Source organism: Streptomyces fragilis (assembly GCF_003112515.1).
Lineage (GTDB): Bacteria > Actinomycetota > Actinomycetes > Streptomycetales > Streptomycetaceae > Streptomyces > Streptomyces fragilis.
In genome coordinates, this window is sequence record NZ_BEVZ01000006.1 from 383,041 (window position 1) to 408,716 (window position 25,676).

Here is a 25,676-nt window from a genome sequence, read left to right on the forward strand (position 1 = left end):
GGTCGCACTCCGCTCGGCCGCACCGCCCGCTGCCACAGTCCGGCACCAAGATGATCCGGGGGTCTTCTCCCGGCCCAGGCTTCCCTCGGCCGCCGACCACTCCACAGCTCCTGCTCAGCCCCTTGCCGTCGCTGCACAGCCGGCAGACCAAGAATGTGCCGGCACTGGCCAGAGAGAACTCGATGCAGCGGACACAGCGGCCCGCGGCGGGCTCCAGCCGACCGGCTACGTGCCCCTGCGTTGACGCGGCTGAAGGGGCGTGAGCCGAAGAAGCCCCGGTCCGCGGACACGACGGAGGTGGCGGCGTCCCGTGAGGTGTCGGAGCATGCTGGCACCATGACCGCCATGGAAGTCGAACGTGCATTCGGCATCCTGGACAGTCGTCCCTGACCCGCCCTCTCCCACGCCTACGGCCCCGCCGACCACCTTCCCGACCTGTTGCGCGCCCCGGTCGGCGCGGACGACGAGGCCGCCGGCTCGTACGGCTTCCAGTTCAACACCCACGTGCCCGCCCGCCCCGAACAGGCCCTCCGCTCCTGGACAGCTTGGCGCCGCGCCACCACCCGCCAACCGGCCTGGGCCGTCGGGCTCTCCGCCGACGTGCCGGTGGACATGCTGGCGGGCCTCACCTCGCTCTGCCCATCGCGACCGCCCCGTGCGACCAAGCCCCGGCCAGCCACTTCCACGGCTGCGATGACACCGCCTCTCGCCCCAGGTGATCACGCGGCATGGTCGCGGTGCTGGCGGTGTCCTCATCAGAGGCCCTTCCGCTTCAGGCATTGCAGGTGTTCTGCAGGTACTCCGACTGCCAGTTCTCGGTGACGTCCACCGCGAAGTCCGAGGACGTGGCGTACGCGAGGTAGCCGACGGGAGGCAGCTGGGCGGACACCAGGTCGTTGTTCATCTCGGCGCGGCCGGCGATCAGCTGGCCGAGCAGGGTGAGCAGGAAGCCCAGGAGGAACGCGAGGCCCAGGCTGTTCTCCCGCAGGAAGCGCCCGGCGCCGCGGGACACCGTCATCGGTGCATCAGCCCCAGCGCGGTGAAGTAGGCGAGCCCTCCGAAGACGATCAGCAGGGTCGTCGTGAACAGCAGCCGCACCGGACGTCACCCGCCCTTCAGTCCGCAGCGGTAGGGCTGGTCGGGCCGTGACGCGCAGCCGGCGGCGGTCACCTTCCAGCCGCCCGGGAACTGCGACAGGAAGAGGGTGTCGCCCTCCAGCACAACGCGGGCCTGGTCGCCCCACACGTCCACCGCGCGGACCGCTCCGGCGGCCGGGAGGTCGTCCTCCTCGATGGCCTGGCGGATCGCTCCGGGGCATCCGCTCCCGGCGGTCTGCTCCAGCTCGTCGCGGGTGCCCGGCGCCAGCGCCGCGCACAGCAGGGCGTGCCGCCCGGCGTCTCGGTCGAGTTCGAAGCGCGTGGCCTCGGCCTCCGCGGCGTCGCGCCGCTCCTCCACCGCGCCGCAGGCGCCGAGCGCGGCGAGGCCCAGGGAGAGCGCCGCGGCCCGCGCGGCCGCGCGGAGGTGCCGGCTGCCTCGCATTCCGCCTCCCGCCGTCGGTGTCGGTGTCGGTGTCCGAGCCCGTCCACCCATCCGATCCTCCGGTGCCGCCGCACGCAAGCGGGACGGGACCGAACGGACCGGTGCCGCGGGCAGGCCGCCCGTTCACCGCCCGTCCGGTTGCGTGCGGTCGGGCCCGCGCTTACTCCTGATGGACCGGCAGGCGATACCGGGCCACCGGTCCGGCGCAGGGGAAGGCGATGAGGTCACAGATGCGCGAGGCCCGGCGGCCCTGGACGGCCGCGCTCGCCGCCGCGGCGGCCCTGCTCCTCGGGACGCCGGCCGGCTGTGCCGGGGAGAGCGGGCCCGGCCGGCCGGACCGCCGGATCACCGTGTGGTCGCAGGAGAGCCTGCCGGACCGCATCGCCGCCACCGAGAAGGTGGTCGACCGGTTCCGGCGCGACACCGGGATCGAGGTAGAGCTGGTGGGGGTCGCCGAGGCGCAGATGCCCCAGCTGGTCATGTCCGCCGCGGCTTCCGGCACCCTCCCCGACGTGATCGGGGCGGCGACGCTGGGACAGATCTGGCAGATGTACGGCAACGAACTGCTGAACACCCGCGTCGCGGGCCGCGTCGTCGCGACGCTGGGGCCCGGCACCTTCGACGCGAACGCCCTGGCACTGGCTTCCGACGGCGCCACCCGTCTCGCGGTGCCCTCCGACGCCTGGCTGCAGCTGCTGGTCTACCGCAAGGACCGGTTCGACCGGCGGCGTCTGCCCCCGCCGGACACCTACGGGCGGGTGCTCGACGCCGCGAGACGGCTCACCGGCGACGGCCGGGACGGCATGTCCGCGGCCACCGACCCCGCCGACGTCTTCACCTCGCAGAGCTTCGAGAGCCTGGCCCTGGCCAACGACTGCCGGCTCGTCGAGGCGGGAAGGGTGGCCCTGGCGTCACAGCCCTGCGCGCGGGCGTTCGCCGTGTACGACCGGCTCGCCCGGAACTACGGGGCGCCCGGGACCCAGACCGTGGACTCCACCCGCGCCACCTACTTCGCGGGGCGCAGTGCGATGGTGATCTGGTCGTCGTTCGTCCTGGACGAGATGGCCGGTCTGCGGGCCGACGCCCTGCCCAGCTGCCCGGAGTGCGCGAAGGACCCCGGGTTCCTGGCGAGGAACAGCGGGATCGTCACTTCGCTGCGGGGTCCTGACGCCGCGGAGCCCGCCCAGTTCGGTGAGGTGACCTCCTGGGCGGTGACCCGCACCGCCGAGGAGGAGGCCTCACGCCGGTTCGTCGAGTACATGATGGGCGCCGGGTACGAGGGCTGGTTCGGCATGGCGCCCGAGGGCAAGATCCCGGTCCGGCGGGGCACCGCCGAGGAGCCGGACCGTTATCTGCGGGCCTGGCGGAGCAGCGAGCTGGGGGTGGACGCCCGCAGGCCCATCGACGAGGTGTATCCACCGGAGCTGCTGGACCGGCTGGTGGAGGGTGTGCACCGGATGCGCCGCTGGGGCATCGCGCAGGGCGAGGGCGCCCTGGTGGGCGCCGCGGGCGGGGAGCTGCCGGTGTCCAAGGCGATCGGTGCGATGACCGCGGGGCAGCTCTCTCCCGCCGAGGCGGCCGCCCAGGCAGACGAGGAGGTCGCCTCCCTGCGCGCGTCGCTGGAGCGGGCCGCCGGGGCCCGGAGGTCGCGGTGAGCCCTGCGTCCGGTCCCCCGCCTGCGTCCGATCCTCCACCGGCGTCCGGGCCCCAGTCGGCGTCCGGTCCGCAGTCGGCGTCCGATCCGCAGCCGGCGCCCAGTCCATCGGCGGCATCCGGTCCCCCACCGGCGTCCCACCCGCGGCCGGCGTCCGGCCCTCAGCCGGCGTCGCGCACGCCCGGAGACGGGCGCCGTCCGGCCGGCCGCCACCGGTCGAGCGGTCGCCGGTCCGGGCGCCGTGCGTCCACCCGCCGTCCGTCCGCCCGCCGTCCGTCGACCGCGAGCCGGCGGGCCAACCGGGCCGGCATCGCCTTCGTCTCCCCCACCGTCCTCGTGGTGCTGGTGGTCGTCGCCCTGCCGATCCTGTGGACGGTCCTGCTCGCCTTCCAGGACGCCCGGCTGGTCGACATCCAGGGCATGGGCCTGCTGGGTCACTGGACGTGGGACAACTTCTCCGAGGTGTTCGGCACCGGCGGCTTCTGGGAGAGCCTGCTGGTCACCCTGGTCTACACGGTGGGCGGGACGGCGGGCTCGGTCCTGCTGGGGCTGGTCGCCGCGCTGGCCCTGCGCCGGCCCTTCCGCGGCCGCGGACCGCTGCGGGCGGCGATGCTGCTGCCGTACGTCGCCCCGGTGGTCGCCGCGACGTTCCTGTGGAAGGTGGCCCTCTCCCCGCAGTACGGCATCGTCAACGACTGGGGGCGGCGCTTCCTCGGCTGGGACGACCCGATCGCCTTCCTCACCTCCCGCCGCTACGAGGTGGGCCTGCTGGGCGCGCACGTCGACGTGCCCCTGGCGCTGCTGACGGTGATCGCCTTCGAGAGCTGGCGGTACTTCCCCTTCGCGTTCCTGTTCGTCCTGGCCCGCCTGCAGGCCGTCCCGCCGGACCTGGAGGAGGCGGCCACCGTGGACGGGGCGACGCCGACCCAGCGGTTCCGGTACGTCCTGCTGCCCCAACTGACGCCGGTGCTCGCCCTGTTGTGCGTGCTGCGGTTCATCATGACGTTCAACAAGTTCGACGACGTCTATCTGCTGACCGGCGGCGGCGCGGGCACCGACGTGGCGGCCGTGCGGGTCTACGACTTCCTCACCGCACGCTACGACGTGGGCGCGGCAGCCGCGCAGGCGCTGGTGCTCGCCGCCTCGCTGATGGTGCTGCTCGGGGTCTACTTCCGGTTCTTCGGCGACCGGGCGCGGGAGGAGGAGTCGTGAGCGTCTCCCGGGCGCGCTGGGAGGAGCGGCTGTTCGCGGTGGTGCGACCGCTGGTGGTCGTGGCGTTGGCGCTGATCACCCTGGTGCCGTTCCTCTACATGCTGCTGCTGTCGGTGAAGCCGATCGACGCGCTCCTGCTGGAGCCCGGGTCGCTGTGGGTGTCGGCGCAGGACTTCACGGTGTCCACCTACCGCGACGTCCTGCGGTCCGCGGACGCGGGCGGGCAGGGCTTCCTGCGGTTCCTGCTCAACTCGGGGCTGGTGTCGCTCGGGACGGTGGCGCTGACCCTGCTCGCGTCGGTCCCCGGCGCGTACGCGGTGAGCCGGCTGCGGTTCTTCGGCCGCCGCCAGGTGAGCGCCCTGTTCCTCGCGGTCTACCTGTTCCCGGCGACCCTGCTGGCGGTCCCGCTGTTCGTGATCTTCGCCAGGCTGGGGCTGTCCTCCAGTCTGGTGGGGCTGGCCGTCGTCTACGTGGCGCAGACGGTGCCGGTCTCGGTGTACATGTTGAAGAACTACCTGGTCACGGTGCCGGTCTCGGTGGAGGAGGCCGCCGCGCTGGACGGCTGCACCCGGCTGCGGGCGGTGCGCGAGGTGGTGCTGCCGCTGGCCGTGCCGTCGCTGATGGCCACCGGCCTGTACGTCTTCATGATCGCCTGGAACGAGTTCCTGTTCGCCCTGCTGTTCCTCGCGGCGGATCCCCAGCGGTGGACCGTCTCCCTCGGCCTGGCGCAGCTCGCCGACGGGGTGGAGGTGCCCAAGACGGTGCTGATGGCCGGTTCGGTGGTGCTGACGATTCCGGTGGTGCTGCTCTTCTTCGCCGCGGAACGCCTGCTGGCGGAAGGGCTGACGGGTGGGGCGGACAAGGGCTGAGCCGCGCGGGGGGCCGGGGGCCGCATCGCGGCCGCTCATGGGCGCCCGGGGCCGGACGGGGAGGGGTGCCTCGGAGGGCCGCACGGTGGCTGCTCGTGGCCATTCGGGGCCGCGCTGCGGCTGCTCGTGACCGCCCGGGACCGCGCGGTGGCCGCCCGGGGCCGCGCGGTGGCGGCTCGGGGGCCGCACCGAGCCGCTCGCGTCCGTACGGGACGCCAATTCCCGCCATTGTGGGCCGCGCCGGCGGGGGCGCGGCCGCCGCGCCCCTCGGGTCGTCCGCGCCGGTCAGCGCGGCCGGGCGCGGTGGACCGCCGGGTTCCGCCCCCGTCGGGCGGGCCGCCTGCTGCCGGGAACCGGCCGCGCGGCACGGGACGCCTTCTGGCCGGGCCGGACCGGCGTTCCTAGGGTGACGCGACACCTGATCCCGTCCCGTTTCAGGAGGCCCGCCATGTCGGTCGACGACGCCGCCGCACCGCTGAGTTATCCGTTCCCCTCCCGGTCGGCGCTGGAGCCGCCGGCCGAGTTCGCGGAGCTGCGCGAGAGGTGTCCGCACGCGCGGATCGCCGTCGGCGGCGGGGAGATGACGCTCCTGACCCGCTACGCGGACGTCCGCGCGGTCATGAGTGACCCGCGTTTCTCGCGGGACCTGTCGGCCGAGGGGGCGGTGAGTCTCAGCGCGGACGGCACGGATGTGTTCAGCCAGGGCGACTCCCAGGGCATGGCGACGACCGGGGAGGCCCACGGGCAGTGGCGGCGCATGGTCAGCCGCTGGTTCACCGCCAAGCGGATGACGGCGCTGAGGCCGGAGATCGAGCGGATGGCGGACGAACTCGTCGACGTCATGGTGGAGCACGGCCCGCCCGCCGACCTCGTGGCCCACCTGGCGTTCCCGCTGCCGGTCCGGGTGATCTGCTCGATGCTGGGCGTGCCGGACCAGGACCGGGAGAGGTTCGCCCACTGGTCGCACGCGATGATGAACTACAGCCGGTTCTCCAGGGAGGAGACCGCCGCTTCGACCGCGGAGTTCGACGCCTACATGCTCGGCCACATCGAGGCCAAGCGGCGCGACCCCAAGGACGACATCATCAGCAACCTGATCGTGCAGACCGACGGCGCGGGCTACCGGATGGAGGGCGCCGAGCTGCTCGGGACGGCCAAGGGGCTGCTCGCCGCCGGGCACGAGACCACCGCGAACAGCATCGGCAAGATGACGGCGGCGCTGCTCGCCGACCGCTCCCGCTGGGAGGCCCTGCTCGCCGACCGCTCGCTGATCCGCACGGCGGTCGAGGAGGCGCTGCGGTTCGACGCCCAGCTCGGTCTGGGTCTGCCCCGGTTCGTCGACGAGGAGGTGGCGGTCGGCGACGCCGTGCTGCCCGCCGGGACCACGGCGATGCTGAGCATGGCGGCCGCCAACCGGGACACCACGGTCTTCGAACGGGCCGACGAGATGGTGCTGGACCGCAGCCCGAACCCGCACATCGCCTTCGGTGTCGGCCCGCACTCCTGCGTCGGCCAGGCTCTCGCCCGTACCGAGATGCAGGTGGTGCTCGAGGTGATGCTGCGGCGGCTTCCCGGCCTGGAACTGGCAGTCCCGGCGGACGAGTTGGAGCTCGACGACGGTCTGATCGTCACTCCCCTGACCCAGCTCCCGGTCCGCTGGTGACGCCGGGGACGCCGGGAGCGGGGGCGGCGGGCGTGAAGGTGGCGGTGGACCAGGGCCTGTGCTGCGGCGCCGGCCAGTGCGTGCTGGTGGCCCCGGAGGTGTTCGACCAGCAGGAGGAGGACGGGCGGGTGATCCTCCTGGATCCGGAGCCGGGCGAGGGTCACGCCGCCGCGGTGCGGGAGGCCGCGGCGACCTGCCCGACGGGGGCCGTCCGGCTGGTCGACGGGGACTGACGGGGTCACGGGCGCCGACCGCGAGCGCCGACCGCGGGCAACGACCGCGAGCGCCGACCGCGGGCGACGACCACGACGGAGGGGCGGCGACGACCGCGCCGAGGGGAGGTGGCGCCCCCGGCGGCGTGAATACCGGTCGACCGGTCCAGGACCACGTGGCATGATCACGCGGTCCTGTCCCGCCCCCACCGGAGTCGCCGTGCGTCCGCGCCTCGTGCCCGCCCCCTACCGCCGCCTGTTCGCCGCCGAGGGAGCCGCCGCGTTCACCGGTGCGGGCTTCCTCGCCCGGCTGGCGCTCGCCATGTCGGGTGTCGCCACGGTGGTGATGGTGTCGTCGACGCACGGGTCGTACGCCCTGGCGGGCCTGGTCACCTTCGCCTCGCTGATCACCACCCTGGTGACCATGCCGTGGCTGGGGCGGCTGGTCGACCGGTTCGGTCAGGCACGGGTGGCGGTGCCGGCCGCCGTGTGGTCGTCCGCCTGGACGGCCGTGCTGGTGGTGTGCGCGGTGCTGCGGGCTCCCGCCTGGGCGCTGATCGCCGCGAGCGTCCTGTCCACCACCGCGCCGAACGTGGGGGCGATGGCACGGGCCCGGTGGGCCGAGATCCACGACGGCGACGCCGTGGCCATGCACCGGGCCAACTCCTTCGAGCAGGTGCTGGACGAGGTGTGCTTCGTCGTGGGCCCGGTCCTGGCCGTCGGCCTGGCGACCTCCGTCGCCCCCTGGGCCGGCAAGGTCTGCTCCCTGGTGCTCACCCTGGCCGGGACACTGCTCTTCGCCGCCCAAAGGCGTACCGAGCCGCCCGTGCGGGCCGCCGCTCCCGGTTCCGCGGCGGACGGCCGCTCCACCGCTCCGCTGCGGCAGCCGGGCATCCAGGTCATGACCCTCACCTTCCTCTGCACCGGCGCGGTGTTCGGTTCCCTCGAGCTGGTCACCGTGGCGTTCACCGAGTCGGTGGGACACGGCTCGCTGGCCGGGGTGGTGCTGGGTCTGCAGGCGGCCGGATCCGCGGTGTCCGGGCTGCTGTTCGGCGTGGTCGCCTGGCGGGGCGGGCCGGTGCGGCGCTTCCTGGCCGGCGTCGCCGGGATGGCCGTGCTGATGCTGCCCCTGACGTTCGCCGGCGGGCTGGGCGCCCTGGTGCCGCTGATGTTCCTGGCCGGGGCGGCCACCTCCCCCACGATGATCACCGGGACCGGTCTCGTCCAGGAGCTGGTGCCCAGGGAGCGGCTCAACGAAGGCATGACGCTGACCACCACCGCCCTGCTGGGCGGCATCGCGCTGGGCAGCGCGGTGGCGGGCTGGTTCGTGGAGCGGCACGGTCCCGGGCACGGCTACGCGCTCCCCGCGGTCGCGGCGGTGGCCGCGCTGGCCGTCGCCGCCGCGGGCGCGGCGCTGCTGCGGCGCGGTGTGCGTGGTGTGCGCGTGGAGCCCGCCGCCCTGGTGTGACCCGGCGTCCCCGCCCGCCGTCCTGGTGTGACCCGGCGTCCCCGCCCGCCGGCCGGCTCCCGCGAGCGACCGCTCAGCCGGCAGCGGGCAGGCGCAGCGCGAGGATGGCCATGTCGTCGTGCCCGTCGCTCGGGTGGTGGTCCGCGAGCGCGTCCACCAGCTCGTCCACGGGCAGGGCGGCGTGCGTGAGCGCCAGTTCCAGCAGGGCGTCCATCCCCGTGTCGATGGAGTGGGCCGGGTGCTCGACCAGGCCGTCCGTGAAGAAGACGACGGTGGCTCCGGGCGGCAGGCTCCTGCGGTGGTCCGGCCGGGGCTCGGCCGGGTCGACGCCCAGGGGCAGGCCCGGCTCGTGCAGCAGGTACTCGGCCTGCCCGCCGGGCAGGATCACCAGCGGCGGGAAGTGGCCGGCCGCGCACCAGTGCAGGTCCCACGCGTCCCCGGCGGGTTCCACCCGTGCCACCATCACCGTGGTCACCGGCTGGACGGTGCCGGCGGCCAGGGTGACGTCGAGCTGGCGCAGCACGTCGCTGGGCGGGCTGCGACGGTCGTAGAACAGGGCCCACAACATGTTGCGGATCTGCGACATGGTGGCGGCCGCGTGCAGGTCGTGGCCGTAGACGTCGCCGATGACGACGCCCAGCGCGCCGTCCGGCAGCCGCAGCGCGTCGTACCAGTCGCCGCCGAGGTGGTGGGGCTCGGCGGCGGGACGGTAGACGGTGGCGGCGGAGAAGGGGCTGAGGTCGGGCAGGGTGGGGAGCAGCAGGCGCTGGAAGGTCTCGGCGCTGTCGCGGACCTGCTCGAAGAGGCGGGCGCTCTCGACGGCGATGCCCGCCGCGCTGGCCAGCGCGACCAGGACCTCCTCGTCCTCGCTCTCGAACGGCCGGCCGTCGAGGCGTTCGGAGAGGTAGAGGTCGCCGTAGATCTCGCCGCGGACGCTGATGGCGACGCCCAGGAGACTGCGCATGGCGGGGTGGCCGGGCGGATACCCGACCGAGGCGGGGTGGCCGGAGATGTCCTCCAGGCGCAGGGGTTCCGGGTTCTGGATGAGCAGGCCCAGGACGCCCTCGCCGTGCGGGAACTCGATGCCGGCCAGCGCCTCGTACTCCTCGTCGGTGAGCCCCACGGTGATGAACCGCTCGAGCCGCTCGCCCGTCTCGTCGAGCACGCCGAGGGCGCCGTAGCGGGTGTCGCACAGCTCCATGGCGGTGGCGACGATGCGCCGCAGGACCTCGTCGAGCTCGAGTTCGCCGGTGATGGCGAGCACCGCGTCCAGCAGTCCCTGGAGCCGGTTCTTGGTGGAGCCGAGCGCCCGCAGGTGCCGCGCGATCTCGTCCATCTCGGAGTCGAGGCGCTTGCGCAGGTCGGCGAAGGGCACCGCGTCGTCCTGCTGCTCGCTCACCGCACCCGCCTCCCGGTGCGCCCCGGCGGGCGCATCCGGCGGCCTTGTTCCCGTGTCGCGCGGTACACCCCGCCTCCTGCCCCGGCCTGGACGAACGGCTTCCACCCTCGCACGGGGGGCGGTGGGCAGCCCGTCCGGTTGGTCCGATCGCGGCGGCGCGGGCGGCAGGGGGCGGGTCAGCCGGCGGGCGAGAGGGTGACGGGGAATCCGTTGAGGACGGCGGTGCCGGAGAGCGGGTCGAGCAGGGTGCCGTCGAGGAGCTGGTTGACGTTGGCGCCGGGGTCGGCGGAGGCGTGGCGGGTGCGGGTGCCGGGCCGGTCGTGGCCCCAGCCGTGCGGCAGGCTGACCACGCCGCGGCGCACGGCGTCGGTGAGCTCGGCGGGCGCGGTGACCTCGCCGCCGGCTCCCTTGACGCGGACCGTCTGCCCGTCGGCGATCCCGTGCAGGGCCGCGTCCTCGGGGTGGACCTGCAGGGTGCAGCGGTTGGAACCGCCGGTGAGGGCGGGGAGGTTGTGCATCCAGCTGTTGTTGGAGCGCAGGTGCCGGCGCCCGACCAGGAGCATCTCGTCGAAGCGGTGACCGAGGGCCTGCCGCAGCCGGGGCAGGTCGCCGGCGATCGGTTCCGGCAGCAGCTCGATGCGCCCGCTGCGGGTCCGCAGCACCTCGGGGAGCCTCGGGCGCAGCGGTCCGAGGTCGATGCCGTGGGGGTGGTCGAGGAGCTCGCTCAGCCGGAGCCCGTCGGGGCGGGCGCCGAAGCCGTCGCCGTAGGGGCCGAGGCGCAACATCAGGTCGAGGCGGCGTTCGCAGCCGTCCGCGCCGGTGAGCTGGGCGGCGAGCTCCTGCGGGTCGCGGCCGTGCACCGGGGAGTGCGGGTCCTGCACGGCGTGGCCGAGGGTCCGGGAGACCACCGTGGCGTCGACGGTGGCCGGGTCGGCGCCGGGCGCGCCGCTCACCGCGAGGACCAGGCGGGCGAAGATCTCGCTCTCGGCCATGCGTCCGGGTTCGAGGGGGACGGCGGGGCGGGTGTAGCGCACCTGGTTGCGCACCGCGAGGGAGTTGAAGGCGAAGTCGTGGTGCGGGCTCTGGGCGGGCGGCGGAGGCGGCAGCACCACGTGGGCGTGCCGGGAGGTCTCGTTGAGGTAGGGGTCCACGCTCACCATGAAGTCGAGTGAGGCGAGCGCCCGGTCGAGCCGCTCCCCGTCGGGCGCGGAGAGGACCGGGTTGGCCGCGGAGACGACCAGGGCACGGATCGGCTCGCCCTCGTCGGTGGGGGTGTCGATCTCCTCCGCGAGGGCGGCCAGCGGCAGTTCGCCCTTGGCCTCGGGGTGCCGCGCGACCCGGGAGTGGCGGCGGCCCAGCGTGAAGCCGCGGCCCGGCCCGGCGGGCCGTGGCGCCCGGGCGGTGGCGGCCTGGGGGAACATCAGGCCGCCGGGGCGGTCGAGGTTGCCGGTCAGGACCGCGAGGACGTCGACCAGCCAGCTGGCGAGGGTGCCGTGCGGCACGGTGCAGCTGCCGACGCGTCCGTAGACGGCGGCGGACGGCGCCGCGGCCAGTTCGCGGGCCAGGGTGCGCACCACCGCGGGCTCCACGTCGCAGACGGCGGCGACCGCCTCGGGGGTGAACTCCCGCAGGGCCTCCGGGAGACGGTCGAGGCCGTCGAGGTGCGGCGCGAGGCCGCCGGTGTCCACCAGGTCCTCCTCGAACAGCACGTGCGCCATGGCGGCGAGCAGCAGCGCGTCGGTGCCGGGGCGGACCGCCACGTGGCGGTCGGCGAGCGCGGCGGTGCGGGTGCGGCGCGGGTCGATCACGGTGAGGGTGCCGCCGCGCCGCCGCAGGGCCTTGAGGCGGCCGGGGAAGTCGGGGGCGGTGCACAGGCTGCCGTTGGACTCCAGGGGGTTGGCCCCGACGATCAGCAGGTGGTCGGTGCGGTCCAGGTCGGGCACCGGGATGGCGTCGGGGTCGCCGTAGAGCAGTCCGCAGGAGACGTGCTTGGGCATCTGGTCGACGGTGGAGGCCGTGAAGAGGTTCCGGGTGCCCAGCGCGCCGAGCAGCAGGCGCGGGTAGAGGGCGCCGGCCATGGTGTGCACGGTGGGGTTGCCGAGCACCACGCCGACCGCCTCTCCCCCGTGCCGCTCGAGGACCGGGGCCATGCCTTCGGCGACGGCGGCGAACGCCTCCTCCCAGGTGGCCTCGCGCAGCTCGCCGTCCCGGCGCACGAGGGGCGCGCGCAGCCGGTCGGGGTCGCCGTCGAGCTGGCCGAAGGCCGCGCCCTTGGGGCAGACGAAGCCCTGGCTGAACACGTCCTCGCGGTCGCCCCGGGCGCCGGTGACCCGGCTGCCCTCCACGGTGAGCACGAGGCCGCAGGTAGCCTCGCACAGGGGGCAGATCCGCAGCGCGGTACGGGAGTTGCTGACCTCGGACACGTGTTTCCTCCCGCACGGTGACGACGACGGGCCGAGCATACCGACCGGTACGCCTGTCCGGGAGGGGGGTCGCCGGGACCGTTTCCGCCGGCCTCCGCGCCCCGCGGGACGGTCACTCCGCGGAGCGGAGCACGACCTCGACCACCCGGGGCGAAGACGCCGGCGCGGGGGCCGCGCACTCCGTGCCGGCCGCGGCGCGGGGGCGGCGAACGCCGCCCGCGAGGGGCCCGGCCGTCTCCGGCCGGGCCCCTCGCGGGCCGGGATCAGCGACCGCGGCCCGGTTCCGCCAGCCGCGCGAGCAGCGCGTCGGCCATCGCCCGTTCGCCTGCCGCGTTGGGGTGGAAGGGGGCGGCCGGGGAGGCCGGCACCAGCGGCTCCGTCCAGCGCTCGGCGGGCGGCCGGCAGGCGTCGTGGCCGATCGCCGGGGTGTAGGTGTCGACGTAGCGGGCGCGTCCGTCCTCCGCGACCTCGCGCAGCATCGCGTTGAGCCGCTTGGCGGTGGCCCTCATGTACGGCACGTCGCCGGCCGCCGCCGTCACCACCGGCCAGCAGCCGGGGCCGCTCTCCGGGAGGATCGGCGGGTAGCCCAGGACGTACACCCGGGCCCGCGGCGAGCGGGCGTGGACGGCGTCCAGCACCTTCTCCACCAGCGGAGCGGCCGCCGCGATGCGGTCGGCGAGGACGTCCCTGCCGCCGCCGGTCCAGTGGGCCGTGCAGGGCGCCCCGGCCGGATCGGTCGCGCCGAGGCGTCCGCAGGTGTCCATGATCTCGCCGAAGCCGATGTCGTTGCCGCCGATCTGTAGGGTGACCAGCGTGGTGTCCTTGGAGACGGCGGTCAGCTGGGGCGGGTTGCTCCGCTGCGAACGCCACATCTCGGCGGTGGTCGCACCCCCGCAGCTGACGTCCTTGAACGAGGCGACGTGCAGCGCCCGCGCGGTCAGCGAGGGGTAGTTGCGGTCGGAGCGGGCGCAGTCGGCGTCCGTCTGCCGCGGGATGCCCGGCCCGGAGGTGTACGAGTCCCCGAGCGCCACGTACCGCTCGGCGGGCGTCGCCGGGCTGGGTGCCGCCCCCGCACCGATCATCAATGCCGCCGCGCCCAGCGCGGCCAGTCCGGAAAGTGTCCTTCGGCGGCTCTTCCCCATACGACTCCCCAACCCCTTCGTTCCGGTGGCTCCGTTGCCGTCCGGCAGACTCGGCGGAAGGACGGTCGGTGTCAATGCCGGTGTTCGAAATTCTGTTTGACAGTGTGTCAACGGGACTTGGACACTTCGACCCGTTCATGGGCGCACGACGGGAACGACCACGGTTCTCCGTGCCGGGATCACCAGAAAGTCATGATGTTGAAGAAGATCACCCGCCTGCACGCGGGCGCGGCCCTGCTCTCCGCCCTCTCCCTCGCGCTGGTGACCGGCTGCTCGGAGGGCGGTTCCGCCGCGAAGTCCGGCAGCGATGCCGCCGGCGGCTCCGGGCCCGCCGCGAAGCCGCTGACCGAGACCGAGCTGAAGGCCCTGCACCTCACGAACGACGAGGTCGAGAAGGGGTTCAAGGTCAAGAAGGCGCCGGCCGCCCCCGGTGACCGAGAGGACGTCAAGAGCACGGATCCGAAGTGCCTCGCCATCGCCCAGACGGTGTCCGGCTTCGCCCCGGGGTCGCCCGCGGCCGAGACCCTGAGCAACGTCGTGGAGGACAAGGAGGCTCCGGAGTCCATGGAGGGCATGGAGCCGGAGGAGTGGAAGGATGCCTTCGACGACTCCATGGACATGGACATGGTGATCGTCTCGCTCGCCTCCTACGAGGGCGAGGGCGCCCAGGAGGGCGTGGCCGCGGCCTCCGCGTCGGCGAAGGACTGCGCCGGCGGCTTCGACATGAAGTTCGACGGGGCGCAGAAGGTCAACAAGGTCGTCGAGGAGAAGGCGTCGGGCAAGGGCGACGAGTCCGTCGCCTACGCGGTGACCGTCGCCGCGGAGGAGGGCGAGGCCACCGTGCACGTCGAGGTGGTCCGCCAGGGCAACGTGGTGGCCACCTTCTACGGGTCCAACCTCGCGCGGCTCGTCGACAACAAGCCCTACGACATCCCCTCGCACGTCATCGACGCCCAGGCGGCCAAGCTCGCCTGACCCGACGGCCACGGCGTACGGAGGCTGCCTCCCCATCGGCGTGCGCCGCGGACGGGGGCGGCCCTCGGCCCGGGGCGGGCCGAGCACGGGGGCCCCGCACCGGCGCGAGGTGAGCACCGGGGAGGCGGACTTCGCACCGGGGAGGCGGTCTTCGCGCCGGCGCGAGCCGCGCACCGGCGCGGGCCGGACGACGTGGATCCCCGCACGCCGCCGCGCGCACACCCGACCACCGGGCCCGGCCCCCTCCCGCCGCTCCCGTTCTTCTCCCGGCGTTTCCCGTAACGCGCCACTCCGCGGCGCCGACTCGGCGCTATGGTGCGGAAGTTCGACATCACGTTCCACTTTCGTACGTGTAGAGGAATCGCACCATGCGTGTGGGAATCACCGGGCACCACGGCCTGGGCCACGAGATCGTCTCCCAGGTCCTTGAAAGGCTCGCCGAACGGCTGAGGCGTTACGACCCGGCCTCGCTGACCGTGGTCACCTGCGCCGCCGAGGGCCCGGAGAGCCGGCTGGCCAGGGCCGCGCTGGACGCGGGCGCCGCGCTGGAGATCGTCGTCCCCGCCGACGACCACCGGTCCACCCTGTCGTCGGAGCACCTGCCTCTCTACGACGACCTGGTGAAGCAGGCGCGGTGCGTGCACCGGACAGGAATGGAGGCGTCGACCCCCCAGGCCCGGCAGGCCGCGGGGGAGATCCTGGTGGGTCTGAGCGACGAACTCCTCGCCGTGTGGGACGGACGGCCGGCCCTCGGCCACGGCGGCACCGCCGACACGGTCGCGTACGCGCTGGGCGTCCACGTCCCCGTCACCGTCGTGTGGCCCGAGGACACGGCTCGCCCCTGACGGCCGGCGGTCGGCCCGCAGGTCGCTCCGGGCCGACCGTCACGCCTGACCGCGTACCGCCGTCACCACGGCGAGGGCGGCGCACGACGCCAGGGCCGAGGCGCCCAGGACGCACCCGGCCAGCGCGCGCAGACGGTGCGCCCGGGGGCGGCGGACGGCGGCGTCCGCCACCTCGGCGAGCCGGACGGAGGGCCGGGCGGAGGGCGGCGCGCCTGGCCGTCCGGCACCCAGCAGCCCGGCGAGTTCCAGGGCGCGCAGGCCCAGCGCGGCCGCGAGAGGCACGCAGAGGAGGACGGCGAGCACGGCCAGGAGCCGGATCACCGAGGGGTCGGTCGGCATGGCCGGAACGTACCGGCGGCGCCCCGCACGGCAGGGGACGCCGCGGTGAAGTCCGCCTGAACAGCGGACGGCCGGACCGGGCCGCGGCCTCGCCACCGCCGGTGCCGAACATCTGCGCTAGATTTTGCCTCTCCTTGACTGCCGATCACTCATCGCTGGAGCCGGACACCCTTATGAACGACATCATCGAAGGCCTCGGCCGGGCCACCGCGTACGGCGCCCTGGGCGTGGTCCTGCTGATCCTCGGCATCTTCCTGATCGACCTGCTGACGCCCGGCAAGCTGGGCCGGCAGATATGGGAGCAGCGCAACCGCAACGCCGCCGTGCTGCTCAGCTCGGCGCTGCTGGGCATCGGCGGCATCGTCTTCACGTCGATCTGGACCACCTACGAGGACTTCGGCAAGGGGCTGCTGTCGACCGCGGTGTTCGGCCTGCTGGGTCTGGTGATGATGGCCGTGGCCTTCCTCGTGGTCGACCTGGTCACCCCGGGCAAGCTGGGCGCCACCCTGGTCGAGCCCGAGCCGCACCCCGCCGTGTGGGTCACCGCCTCCTGCAACCTGGCGGTCTCCGCCATCGTCTCCGCCTCCATCGCCTGACGCCTCCCGCCTTCCGCCGGCCCGGGCCCGCCGACCGCGCCCGGGCCGCCGCCCGTTCCACCCCTCCGGACACGAACTCCCGCCGCGGACCCGTCCGTCGCCGCCCTCCGCGGTGGTCCGCCCTCCTCGCGCCCGAGAACTCCCACCGCTCTGACGTCGCGCTTCTTCCCGTCCCCCACATCCGTCCCGTCCATCCCATTGACGCCGGATCAGATGTGGATGAGCATGACCGCCTACCGGGATGGGAGCGCTCCCACCTGCCTGCCTCCCGGTCGGGCACGCCCGTGACCACCCGCACCACGACCGAGGAGCCCCGGACGTGAAACGACGCAGAACCACCTTGCTCGGCGTGACGACGGCCCTGCTGGCGGCCGCCCTCACCCTGCCCGCCGGCCCGGCGGGCGCCGACGAGGTCGAGCTGATCAGGAACGGCACCTTCGACTCGTCCACCGATCCCTGGTGGAGCAGCGCGAACGTCACCACCGCGCTGCAGGACGGGCAGTTGTGCGCCGCGATACCCGGCGGCACCGCCAACCGCTGGGACGCGATCGTCGGCCACAACGACCTCACGCTGCAGGAGGGCCAGACCTACCGCTTCTCGTTCTCGGCGACCGGGAACCCGGCGGACCACGTGGTGCGGGCCGTGGTGGGCCTGGCCGTGGATCCGTACGACACCTACTTCGAGGTCAGCCCGCAGCTGAGCGTCTCCGGCAACGACTACACCTACACCTTCACCGCGCCGGCCGACACCACGCAGGCCCAGGTGGCCTTCCAGGCCGGCGGCAGCGCCGACGCGTGGCGGATGTGCCTCGACGACATCTCCCTGGTGGGCGGCGTGCCGCCGCAGGAGTACGAGCCGGACACCGGCCCGCGGGTGCGCGTCAACCAGGTCGGCTACCTGCCCAAGGGACCGAAGAACGCGACCGTGGTCACCGAGGCGACGGCTGCCCTGCCGTGGGAGCTGCGCGACTCCAGGGGCAAGGCGGTGGCCCGCGGCAGGACCGTGCCGCGCGGCGTCGACGCCTCCTCCGGACAGAACGTCCATTCCGTCGACTTCGGTTCCTACCGCGGCTCCGGCAGGGGCTTCGTGCTGGTCGCCGACGGCGAGACCAGCCGCCCCTTCGACATCTCCGCGACGGCCTACGAGCGGCTCCGGCTGGACTCGCTGAAGTTCTACTACACGCAGCGATCCGGCCAGGCGATCCGTGACGACCTGCGCCCGGGCTACGGCCGCCCGGCCGGCCACGTCGGCGAGGCGCCCAACCAGGGCGACACCGACGTGCCCTGCCAGGAAGGCGTCTGCGACTACTCCCTGGACGTGGCGGGCGGTTGGTACGACGCCGGCGACCACGGCAAGTACGTCGTCAACGGCGGCATCTCCACCTGGGAGCTGCTGCGCACCTACGAGCGTGCCCTGCACGCCCCCTCGGGCAGCCCGGGCTCCCTGCGCGACGGCAGCCTGGTGATCCCCGAGTCCGGCAACCGGGTCCCCGACGTCCTCGACGAGGCGCGTTGGGAGCTCGAGTTCATGATGAAGATGCAGGTGCCGAGCGGGCAGCCGCTGGCCGGCATGGCGCACCACAAGATCCACGACTCCGAGTGGACCGGGCTGCCGCTGATGCCGCACCTGGACCCGAAGAAGCGTGAGCTGCACCCGCCGACCACCACGGCCACCCTGAACCTGGCGGCCACCGCCGCGCAGGCGGCCCGCCTCTACCGTCCCTACGACCGGGCGTTCGCCAAGGAGTCCCTGGCCTCCGCGAAGACCGCCTGGCGGGCCGCGCTCGCCCACCCGGACCTCCTGCCGGACCCGAACGACGGCATCGGCGGCGGCGCCTACCCCGACACCGACGCCTCCGACGAGTTCTACTGGGCGGCCGTGCAGCTGTACCTGACCACCGGTGACCGCGAGTACGAGCGGTACATCCTCAAGTCCCCGGTGCACACGGCGGACATCTGGAACCCGCTCGGCTTCGACTGGCAGCGCACCGCGGCGGCGGGCCGGCTGGACCTCGCCACCGTGCCGAACCGCCTCCCGGGTCTGCGCTCCGTGCGCGCCTCGGTGGTCAAGGGCGCCGACACCTACCTGGCGACCCTGCGCGAGCACCCGTACGGCCTGCCGTACGCGCCGAAGGACAACGTCTACGACTGGGGTTCGAACGCGCAGATCCTGAACAACGCGCACGTCATCGCCACCGCGTACGACCTGACCGGTGACCGCCGTTACCGCGACGGGGCGCTGCAGAGCCTGGACTACATCCTGGGCCGCAACGCGCTGAACATCTCGTACGTGACCGGCTACGGCGACGTCACCTCGGTGAACCAGCACAGCCGGTGGTACGCCCACCAGCTGGAGCCGAGCCTGCCCAACCCGCCGGCGGGCACGCTGTCCGGGGGCCCGAACTCCAGCATCCAGGACCCGGTGGCGCAGAGCCTGCTGCGCGGCTGCACCGGCCAGTTCTGCTACGTGGACGACATCCAGTCCTGGTCCACCAACGAGCTGACGGTGAACTGGAACGCGGCCCTGGCCTGGATGGCGTCGTTCGCGGCGGACCAGGGGTAGCCGCGGGGCGGTGCCACGGTCCCGGTGCGCCGGGCGGGAGGAGGTCCCCGCCCGGCGCACCGCCGTGTGCGGCGGCCCCGGTCAGCAGGCCGCTGCCGTCAGCAGACCGCCGTCACCGGGCCGCCGCGGTCAGCGGGGGGCCGCCGCCGCGAAGGGAACCTGGGGCGCGGGCCGCGTCAGGGACGCCGGGCGGGCCGGGTGCGTCCACAGGCCGCGCGAGGCGAGGCGGGGCAGGACGCCCTCGCCGAACCAGTAGGCCTCCTCCAGGTGCGGATACCCCGAGAGCACGAACTCGTCGATCCCCAGGGCGTGGTACTCCCCGATCAGGTCGGCGACCTCCTCGTGGCTGCCGACCAGCGCGGTGCCCGCCCCGCCGCGGACCAGGCCGATACCCGCCCAGAGGTTGGGGTGGATCTCCAGGCCGTCGGTGTTGCCGCCGCCGTGCAGCTCCAGCATGCGGCGCTGCCCCTCGGACTCGCTGCGGGCGAGCCCCTCCTGCACGGCCCGCACCGTCTGCGGGTCGAAGCCGTCCAGCAGCCGTCGCGCCTCCGCCCACGCCTGCTCGGCGGTGTCGCGGGTGATGACGTGCAGCCGGATGCCGAAGCGGAGCCGGCGGCCCTGGGCCTCGGCGTGCGCCCGGACGCGCGCGATCTTCTCCGCGACGGCGGCGGGCGGCTCTCCCCAGGTGAGGTAGACGTCGACGTGCCGTGCGGCGACCTCGAGCGCGCGGGGCGAGGAGCCGCCGAAGTAGATCTGCGGCGCCGGGTCGGGCAGCCGGCTGAGCTCGGCCTCCTCCACCCGCAGGTGCCGGCCGGTGCGGGTGACCCGCTCCCCCGCCCACAGGCCGCGGACCACGTGCAGGAACTCGTCGGTGCGCTCGTAGCGCTGGTCCTTGTCCAGGAAGTCGCCGTAGGCGCGCTGCTCCCTGCTCTCGCCGCCGGTCACCACGTTGACCAGCAGCCGCCCGCCGGTGAGCCGCTGGTAGGTGGAGGCCATCTGGGCGGCGAGGGTGGGCGAGACGGAGTCGGGGCGGAAGGCGACCAGGAACTTCAGCCGCTCCGTGTGACGGCTGACCATGGCGGTGGTCAGCCAGGCGTCCTCGCACCAGGTGCCGGTGGGGGTCAGCGCGCCGACGAAGCCCAGGTCCTCGGCGGCCAGGGCTATCTGGCTGAGGTAGCCGACGGTGGCCGGCCGGTCCGCCCCGGCGGCGCCGGTGCGGACGCCGTGGCCGCCGCCGACGATGTCACGGCTGTCGCCGTTGGTGGGCATGAACCAGTGGAAGGTGAGGGTCACCGGAGGGGTCGCCTTTCGGGAGCGGTCGGGTCTGCGGGGCGCGCGTTCACGCGGCGACGGCGCGGACGACCGTCCGGCGGGCGTGGTCGGTGAGGGCGGCGGAGAACTGGTCCACCACGCCCTCCAGGGCGCCGGCGGCCGGCTCGGCGACGGTCACCGTGCCGTCCTCGGCGACGGTGATGTCCTTGTCGAGGGTGAACCAGCCCTGGACGATGTGGCCTGCGCCCATGGAGCTCAGCACCGGGCGGAGGGCGTAGTCGATGGCGAGCACATGTGCGGTGGACCCACCGGTGGCGAGCGGCAGCACCGTCTTGCCGGTCAGCGCGTACTGCGGGAGCAGGTCCAGCAGGGACTTGAGCAGCCCGGAGTAGGCGGCCTTGTAGACCGGCGTGCCGATCACCAGGCCGTCCGCCTCGGCGACCAGGGCCGTCGCCCGGGCGATCGCGGGGTGGCCGAAGTCGGCGCCGAGCAGCGCCTCCGCGGGCAGGGTGCGGACGTCCAGCGGGACGACGTGGTGGCCCTGTGCGGTCAGACGGGCGTCGAGGTGGCGCAGCAGGCGCGCGGTGCGGGAGGTCGGGGACGGGCTGCCGGAGAGCGAGAGGACGGTGGCCATGAGGCGGATCTCCTGGAACGGGATGGGGGAATGCGGCGGTGGACTGCGGGCGCGGTGGGCCGGACCCTCCGCGCACGGGCACGCCGGTCGCCCCCGCGCGGCGGCCGGGACGGGCCGGGGCAGGGACGAGGGCGCCCGGGAGGAAGGACGGGCGAAGGCCCCGCGGGACATGCGGGCACCGGGGCCGGACGTGTGGCGCGAGCCGGGGCCGACGCAACGTCAGCGGCCCGACGGCTGCTCACCGTGCGGCGCGGAGGGAGGGAGCGACCGGGAAGGAACCGGTGTCAGGCCACGCGACACAGCGCTGCGGCGACACGGACCAGGTCGACGCAGCGGCGGCAGGTGAGAATCTGGCGCGGCATGCTCCGATGCAAGCACGGGGGTTTCGCGGCCGTCAACGCCGTGGCCGCCATGCGAGACGCCGCGGGGCCGGCGGGCGAGGCACAATGAGCAGCGCTGAAGGCCTAGTCGGGCGAAGGAGCGTGGCCCCCAACATGTCCATGGTCGGCAACCTGCGCAAGGTGGCGCGCCTGGCGCGGCGTGCGCGCCGGGTGGATCTCAGCCATCCCGCCCGCTCGCCCCTGGGATCGACGGTGGTGAACTGCGTCGTCTACCGCGGAGGTGTCCGGCAGGAGGGTCCGGCGAGCGTGCACGAGGCGGTCCGGCTCGCCGCCGGGCACCGCGACGGCTTCGTCTGGCTGGGGCTGCACGAGCCCGCCGCCGAGCAGTTCGCCGATGTGGCCGAGCTGTTCGGGCTGCACCCGCTGGCGGTGGAGGACGCGGTCCACGCCCACCAGCGGCCCAAGGTGGAGCAGTACGGCGACGTGCTGTTCTCCGTCTTCAAGACGGTCACCTACGTCGAGCACGCCGAACTGACCGCGACCAGCGAGGTGGTGGACACCGGCGAGATCATGGTCTTCACCGGTCCCCGCTTCGTGGTCACCGTCCGCCACGGCAGCCACGGTTCGCTGGGCCCGCTGCGGGAGGAGCTCGAATCGCAGCCGCGGCTGCTGGCCGAGGGCCCGTCGGCGGTGCTGCACGCGGTCGCGGACCACGTCGTCGACGAGTTCCTGACGGTGGCGGCGGCCGTGCAGGACGACATCGACGCGGTGGAGACCCAGGTCTTCTCCCCCGCCGACCGCACCGCCGATCCCGGCCGCATCTACCAGCTCAAGCGCGAGGTGCTGGAGTTCAAGCGGGCGGCGGTGCCGCTGGCACAGCCGCTGGCCCGGCTGGCGAGCGACCCCTCCTCGCCGGTCACGCCGGAGATCCGGGCCTACTTCCGCGACGTCGCCGATCACCTGGCCCGCGTCACCGAGCAGATAACCGCCTCCGACGCACTGCTGGACTCCGTCCTGCAGGCCCACCTGGCCCAGGTGACCGTGGCGCAGAACGAGGACATGCGCAAGATCACCGCGTGGGCCGCGATCATCGCCGTCCCCACCATGGTGTGCGGCGTGTACGGCATGAACTTCGAGCACATGCCCGAGCTGCACTGGCGGTACGGGTACGCCTACGCGATCGGGCTGATCGTGGTGGCCTGCTTCTTCATCCACCGCGGGTTCAAGCGCAACGGCTGGTTGTGACGGCCCTCGTGGCGCATAGTCGGAGCACCGTGACCGAAGCGGGAGCACCCTGGAGGGAGTGACGCCGTGAGCCGGGCCGAGACGCCCCCCGAGCAGCTGGACGTCCTCGTCGTCGGAGCCGGCATCTCCGGCATCGGCGCGGGACGCTACCTGAGGACCGAGCACCCGGCGAAGTCCTTCGCCGTCCTGGAGGCCCGCGGCGCCTCGGGCGGCACCTGGGACCTCTTCCGCTACCCGGGCGTCCGCTCGGACTCCGACCTCCACACCTTCGGCTACGACTTCAAGCCGTGGCGGGACCGGCAGGCCATCGCCGACGCGCCGCGCATCCTGGCCTACCTGCGGGAGGTGGTGGCGGAGAACGGTCTCGACGCCCACATCCGCTACCACCACCGGGTGACCGCCCTGTCCTGGTCGAGCGGGGAGGCGCGCTGGCTGGCCGACGTGGAGCGCACCGACACCGGCGAGCGGCTGCGGCTGAGCGCCCGCTGGGTGTTCTGCGCCGGCGGCTACTACCGCTACGACCGGGGACACACCCCGCGCTTCGAGGGACGGGAGAACTTCCGGGGCACGGTGGTCCACCCCCAGCAGTGGCCCGAGGACCTGGACCACGCCGGCCGGAGGGTGGTGGTGATCGGCAGCGGCGCGACCGCCGTCACCCTGGTCCCGGCGCTCGCGGAGACGGCCTCGCACGTCACCATGCTCCAGCGGACGCCCACCTACGTCATGCCGGTGCCCCGTGAGGACGCGGTCGCCGCCGCCCTGCGCAAGTGGTTCGGCGAGGAACGCGGTCACGCCCTCGCCCGGCGCAAGAACATCGCCCAGCAGCGCGCCGTCTGGTCGTTCGCCCAGAGGTTCCCGAAGACCGCGCGGAAGCTGATCCGGTGGGTCAACACCCGGCAGCTGCCGAAGGGTTATCCGGTCGACGAGCACTTCAACCCGCCGTACGACCCGTGGGACCAGCGGTTGTGCGCGGTGCCGGACGGCGACCTCTTCAAGGCGATCGGCCGCGGCGCCGCGGAGGTGGTGACCGACCGGATCGTCCGGTTCACCGGGCGGGGCGTCCTGCTGGAGTCGGGCCGGGAGCTGGAGGCGGACATCGTGGTCACCGCCACCGGTCTCACCGTGCAGGCGCTGGGCGGCATCGCCCTGACCGTCGACGGCGAGCCCGTCCAGCTCTCCAGGACCGTCGCCTACAAGGGCATGATGCTGTCCGGCGTGCCGAACCTGGTGATGGCCATCGGGTACACCAACTCGTCCTGGACGCTGAAGATCGGCCTGCTGTGCGAGCACTTCTGCCGCCTGCTGTCCCACCTGGACGCCCACGGCTACGACGCGGCCTGTCCCGAGCCGGGCGACCCGGACATGCCCACCCGGCCCTTCCTGGACTTCGCGGCCGGTTACATCCTCAGGGCGGTGGACCAGCTTCCCCGCCAGGGGGACCGGATGCCGTGGCTGACGTCGATGAGTTACCACTCCGACGTGAAGCTGCTCCGCTCCGACGACGTGGCCGATCCGGAACTGCGCCTGTTCCGCGCGACGGGGGCGGGCGAGGGGGCCGCGCCCGACGGGGCGGCGGCACCGCCCGGGGAGGACGCGGAGCCGCTCACAGGCCCCGTCGCCGGGCGGCGGGAGGACTGAGCCCGGCCACCGCGGGCGCCCACCCCGCGCGGACGGTCCAGGCCCACAGCCCGGGCCGGCGGGCTCCCGTCTCAGTCCTCGCCGGTCGCCTTGCGGACCAGGGCCGCGTAGCCGAGCTGGAGGGCGTCGGCGCCGGCCAGCGCGGTCAGGGCGCCCATGGCGGTGCGGGTGGCGCGCGGGGCCAGCAGCAGTCCGGCGGTCAGGGTGGAGGCCACCCAGACGCTGGTGCAGAACGGGCAGGTCATCAGCTCGCCCACGGTCTCCCGGCCGCTCTCCGGGCGGGCCTCCTCGTGCAGTTCCGCGGGGCCTTCCGGGCCGACGTACCGGGTGAACGGCGCGCGCAGCGGGCTGGTCACCGCGGCCTTGCTGAGCAGCCGGCTGAGCCGGAAGGTGGCCACCGCGGTGAGCGCCACGTCCCAGGGGTCGGGGCGCTCGGGGACCGGGCGGCCGCGGAGCCGGACCGCGGTGGTCCAGGCCGCGGTGTACGTGCCGAAGGCCGTCATCGCCGCCAGGTAGCCGCTCAGCGGGCGGTCCCCGCCCCCGGCGTACGCGCCGTGGGTGCGGTGGAGCGCCGCCTGCAGGCGCTGTGCGAGGCCGCCGCCTTCCGGGGTGTCTGCCATGTTCCGTGTCCGCCCTTGTCCGTGCCGTGTGGTGCGTTGTCCGGTTTCCGCCGAACGGTGTCCGCTTCGGTACCTGTGCCCGCCCGTCCCGTCGGCACGCCTGCGGGGCGGGCGGGCGGGCACGGCCGCGGCTACGGCAGCGGGGTGCCGCCGGTGGCGTTGACGATCTCGCCGGTGATGAACGAGGCGTCCTCGGAGGCGAGGAACACGTAGGCGGGCGCCATCTCGGCCGGCTGGGCCGGACGTCCGAGCGGCGACTGCTTGCCGAACTCGCTGGTGTCCGGCATGGTCGCCGGGATCAGCGGGGTCCACACCGGGCCGGGGGCGACGGCGTTGACGCGCACGCCGCGCTCGGCCAGCATCTGCGCCATCCCCTGCGTGAAGTTGACGATGGCCGCCTTGGTCATCGCGTAGTCGAGCAGGTGCGGGCTGGGCTGGTAGCCCTGCACGGAGGTGGTGTTGACGATCGAGCCGCCCTCCTGGATGTGCGGCAGGGCGAACTTCGACAGCCAGAACATGCCGTAGAGGTTGGTGCGCATCACCCGGTCGAACTGCTCGGTGGTGATCGCCTCGATGCCGTCCGGCTGCGACATCTGGTAGGCGGCGTTGTTGACCAGGACGTCGATCCGGCCGAACTCCTCGACCGCCCGGTCGATCAGCGCCCGGCAGTTGGCCTCCTCGCGGATGTCGCAGGAGACGGCGACCGCGCGGCGCCCGGCGTCCTCCACCAGGCGCACGGTCTCCCGGGCGTCCTCCTTCTCGTCCTCCAGGTACGTGAAGAGCACGTCGGCCCCCTCGCGGGCGAAGGCCAGCGCGACGGCCCTGCCGATGCCGGAGTCGCCGCCGGTGATCACCGCCTTGCGGCCCTCCAGCTTGCCGCTGCCCTTGTAGGACTCCTCGCCGTGGTCGGGCGGCGGGTCCATGGGCGCGGTGTGGCCGGGGTGCGGCTGGTCCTGGGAGGAGAACTCGGGGGTGGGGTGCTTCTCGCCCGGGTGCTGGGGCTGGTTCACGTCGGTGACTCTCCTTG

The 25,676-nt window shown here is 73.8% G+C and carries 21 protein-coding genes and 1 pseudogene; 12 read left to right on the forward strand and 10 right to left on the reverse strand.

The window, feature by feature from the left end:
• Nucleotides 1-772 precede the first annotated feature (772 nt).
• Together Sfr03f_RS22550 and Sfr03f_RS22555 are read right to left on the reverse strand one after the other, a co-directional pair.
• Nucleotides 773-1,018, reverse strand: a complete 246-nt coding sequence (locus tag Sfr03f_RS22550) for a DUF6766 family protein (RefSeq protein ID WP_174721632.1) — start codon at nt 1,016-1,018, stop codon at nt 773-775.
• Nucleotides 1,019-1,104: 86 nt separating this feature from the next.
• Nucleotides 1,105-1,539, reverse strand: coding sequence for a hypothetical protein (locus Sfr03f_RS22555; protein WP_245967702.1), 435 nt, complete (start codon nt 1,537-1,539; stop codon nt 1,105-1,107).
• A 218-nt stretch (nt 1,540-1,757) separates the two neighbouring features.
• Between Sfr03f_RS22555 and Sfr03f_RS22560 the strand changes: the two genes are divergently transcribed.
• From Sfr03f_RS22560 to Sfr03f_RS22585, 6 genes and pseudogenes are all read left to right on the forward strand, one after another.
• Nucleotides 1,758-3,194 (forward strand): ABC transporter substrate-binding protein, encoded by a 1,437-nt coding sequence (locus Sfr03f_RS22560; RefSeq protein ID WP_108955805.1) that lies wholly within the window; start codon nt 1,758-1,760, stop codon nt 3,192-3,194.
• 254 nt (nt 3,195-3,448) lie between these two features.
• Nucleotides 3,449-4,405 (forward strand): annotated as a pseudogene (locus tag Sfr03f_RS22565) (carbohydrate ABC transporter permease); the annotation flags it as partial.
• Nucleotides 4,402-5,274, forward strand: coding sequence for a carbohydrate ABC transporter permease (locus Sfr03f_RS22570; protein WP_108955806.1), 873 nt, complete (start codon nt 4,402-4,404; stop codon nt 5,272-5,274). The pseudogene Sfr03f_RS22565 and the gene Sfr03f_RS22570, both read left to right, overlap by 4 nt.
• Nucleotides 5,275-5,722: 448 nt before the next feature.
• Complete coding sequence (locus Sfr03f_RS22575; protein ID WP_108955807.1) at nt 5,723-6,937, forward strand: cytochrome P450; 1,215 nt, start codon at nt 5,723-5,725, stop codon at nt 6,935-6,937.
• A gap of 32 nt (nt 6,938-6,969) precedes the next feature.
• Nucleotides 6,970-7,170 carry a ferredoxin gene (locus Sfr03f_RS22580; RefSeq protein ID WP_108955808.1) on the forward strand — a complete coding sequence of 67 codons (201 nt, stop codon included), beginning with the start codon at nt 6,970-6,972 and terminating at the stop codon, nt 7,168-7,170.
• Nucleotides 7,171-7,330: 160 nt separating this feature from the next.
• Nucleotides 7,331-8,617, forward strand: a complete 1,287-nt coding sequence (locus tag Sfr03f_RS22585) for an MFS transporter (RefSeq protein WP_218028175.1) — start codon at nt 7,331-7,333, stop codon at nt 8,615-8,617.
• 73 nt (nt 8,618-8,690) lie between these two features.
• Here Sfr03f_RS22585 and Sfr03f_RS22590 read toward each other — a convergent pair whose 3' ends face one another.
• The 3 genes from Sfr03f_RS22590 to Sfr03f_RS22600 all read right to left on the reverse strand — a co-directional run bounded on the left by Sfr03f_RS22590 (nt 8,691) and on the right by Sfr03f_RS22600 (nt 13,581).
• Complete coding sequence (locus Sfr03f_RS22590) at nt 8,691-9,953, reverse strand: PP2C family protein-serine/threonine phosphatase (RefSeq protein ID WP_108956007.1); 1,263 nt, start codon at nt 9,951-9,953, stop codon at nt 8,691-8,693.
• A gap of 239 nt (nt 9,954-10,192) precedes the next feature.
• The gene (locus Sfr03f_RS22595) at nt 10,193-12,478 is read right to left on the reverse strand and encodes a molybdopterin-dependent oxidoreductase (RefSeq protein ID WP_108955809.1); all 2,286 of its coding nucleotides are present in this window, start codon (nt 12,476-12,478) and stop codon (nt 10,193-10,195) included.
• Between the two features lie 224 nt (nt 12,479-12,702).
• The gene (locus Sfr03f_RS22600; protein ID WP_108955810.1) at nt 12,703-13,581 is read right to left on the reverse strand and encodes an SGNH/GDSL hydrolase family protein; all 879 of its coding nucleotides are present in this window, start codon (nt 13,579-13,581) and stop codon (nt 12,703-12,705) included.
• Nucleotides 13,582-13,773: 192 nt separating this feature from the next.
• Between Sfr03f_RS22600 and Sfr03f_RS30355 the strand changes: the two genes are divergently transcribed.
• Nucleotides 13,774-14,556: a hypothetical protein gene (locus tag Sfr03f_RS30355; protein WP_159105709.1), complete on the forward strand. Its 783-nt coding sequence runs from the start codon at nt 13,774-13,776 to the stop codon at nt 14,554-14,556.
• A gap of 368 nt (nt 14,557-14,924) precedes the next feature.
• On the forward strand, nt 14,925-15,401 hold the full coding sequence (locus tag Sfr03f_RS22610; protein ID WP_174721633.1) for a hypothetical protein: 477 nt from the start codon (nt 14,925-14,927) through the stop codon (nt 15,399-15,401).
• A gap of 39 nt (nt 15,402-15,440) precedes the next feature.
• Here Sfr03f_RS22610 and Sfr03f_RS22615 read toward each other — a convergent pair whose 3' ends face one another.
• Nucleotides 15,441-15,740: a hypothetical protein gene (locus Sfr03f_RS22615; protein WP_108955812.1), complete on the reverse strand. Its 300-nt coding sequence runs from the start codon at nt 15,738-15,740 to the stop codon at nt 15,441-15,443.
• A 173-nt stretch (nt 15,741-15,913) separates the two neighbouring features.
• Between Sfr03f_RS22615 and Sfr03f_RS22620 the strand changes: the two genes are divergently transcribed.
• Both Sfr03f_RS22620 and Sfr03f_RS22625 read left to right on the forward strand, forming a co-directional pair.
• Entirely contained in the window at nt 15,914-16,336 is a 423-nt protein-coding gene (locus Sfr03f_RS22620; RefSeq protein ID WP_108955813.1) for a DUF350 domain-containing protein, read from the forward strand.
• 319 nt (nt 16,337-16,655) lie between these two features.
• Entirely contained in the window at nt 16,656-18,899 is a 2,244-nt protein-coding gene (locus tag Sfr03f_RS22625) for a glycoside hydrolase family 9 protein (RefSeq protein ID WP_108955814.1), read from the forward strand.
• Nucleotides 18,900-19,028: 129 nt separating this feature from the next.
• Here Sfr03f_RS22625 and Sfr03f_RS22630 read toward each other — a convergent pair whose 3' ends face one another.
• Both Sfr03f_RS22630 and ssuE read right to left on the reverse strand, forming a co-directional pair.
• Nucleotides 19,029-20,192: an LLM class flavin-dependent oxidoreductase gene (locus tag Sfr03f_RS22630; protein WP_108955815.1), complete on the reverse strand. Its 1,164-nt coding sequence runs from the start codon at nt 20,190-20,192 to the stop codon at nt 19,029-19,031.
• Between the two features lie 46 nt (nt 20,193-20,238).
• On the reverse strand, nt 20,239-20,805 hold the full coding sequence (gene ssuE, locus Sfr03f_RS22635; RefSeq protein ID WP_108955816.1) for an NADPH-dependent FMN reductase: 567 nt from the start codon (nt 20,803-20,805) through the stop codon (nt 20,239-20,241).
• A 494-nt stretch (nt 20,806-21,299) separates the two neighbouring features.
• Here ssuE and Sfr03f_RS22640 point away from each other — a divergent pair, with 494 nt between their 5' ends.
• Nucleotides 21,300-22,391: a magnesium and cobalt transport protein CorA gene (locus tag Sfr03f_RS22640; protein ID WP_108955817.1), complete on the forward strand. Its 1,092-nt coding sequence runs from the start codon at nt 21,300-21,302 to the stop codon at nt 22,389-22,391.
• A 66-nt stretch (nt 22,392-22,457) separates the two neighbouring features.
• A complete protein-coding gene (locus tag Sfr03f_RS22645; RefSeq protein ID WP_108955818.1) occupies nt 22,458-24,029 on the forward strand; it encodes a flavin-containing monooxygenase in 1,572 nt (523 codons plus the stop codon).
• Between the two features lie 71 nt (nt 24,030-24,100).
• On the opposite strand, the gene Sfr03f_RS22650 is transcribed toward Sfr03f_RS22645, so the two are convergent.
• A complete protein-coding gene (locus Sfr03f_RS22650; protein ID WP_108955819.1) occupies nt 24,101-24,649 on the reverse strand; it encodes a DUF1360 domain-containing protein in 549 nt (182 codons plus the stop codon).
• 131 nt (nt 24,650-24,780) lie between these two features.
• The gene (locus Sfr03f_RS22655; RefSeq protein ID WP_108955820.1) at nt 24,781-25,659 is read right to left on the reverse strand and encodes an SDR family oxidoreductase; all 879 of its coding nucleotides are present in this window, start codon (nt 25,657-25,659) and stop codon (nt 24,781-24,783) included.
• Between the last annotated feature and the right edge of the window lie 17 nt (nt 25,660-25,676).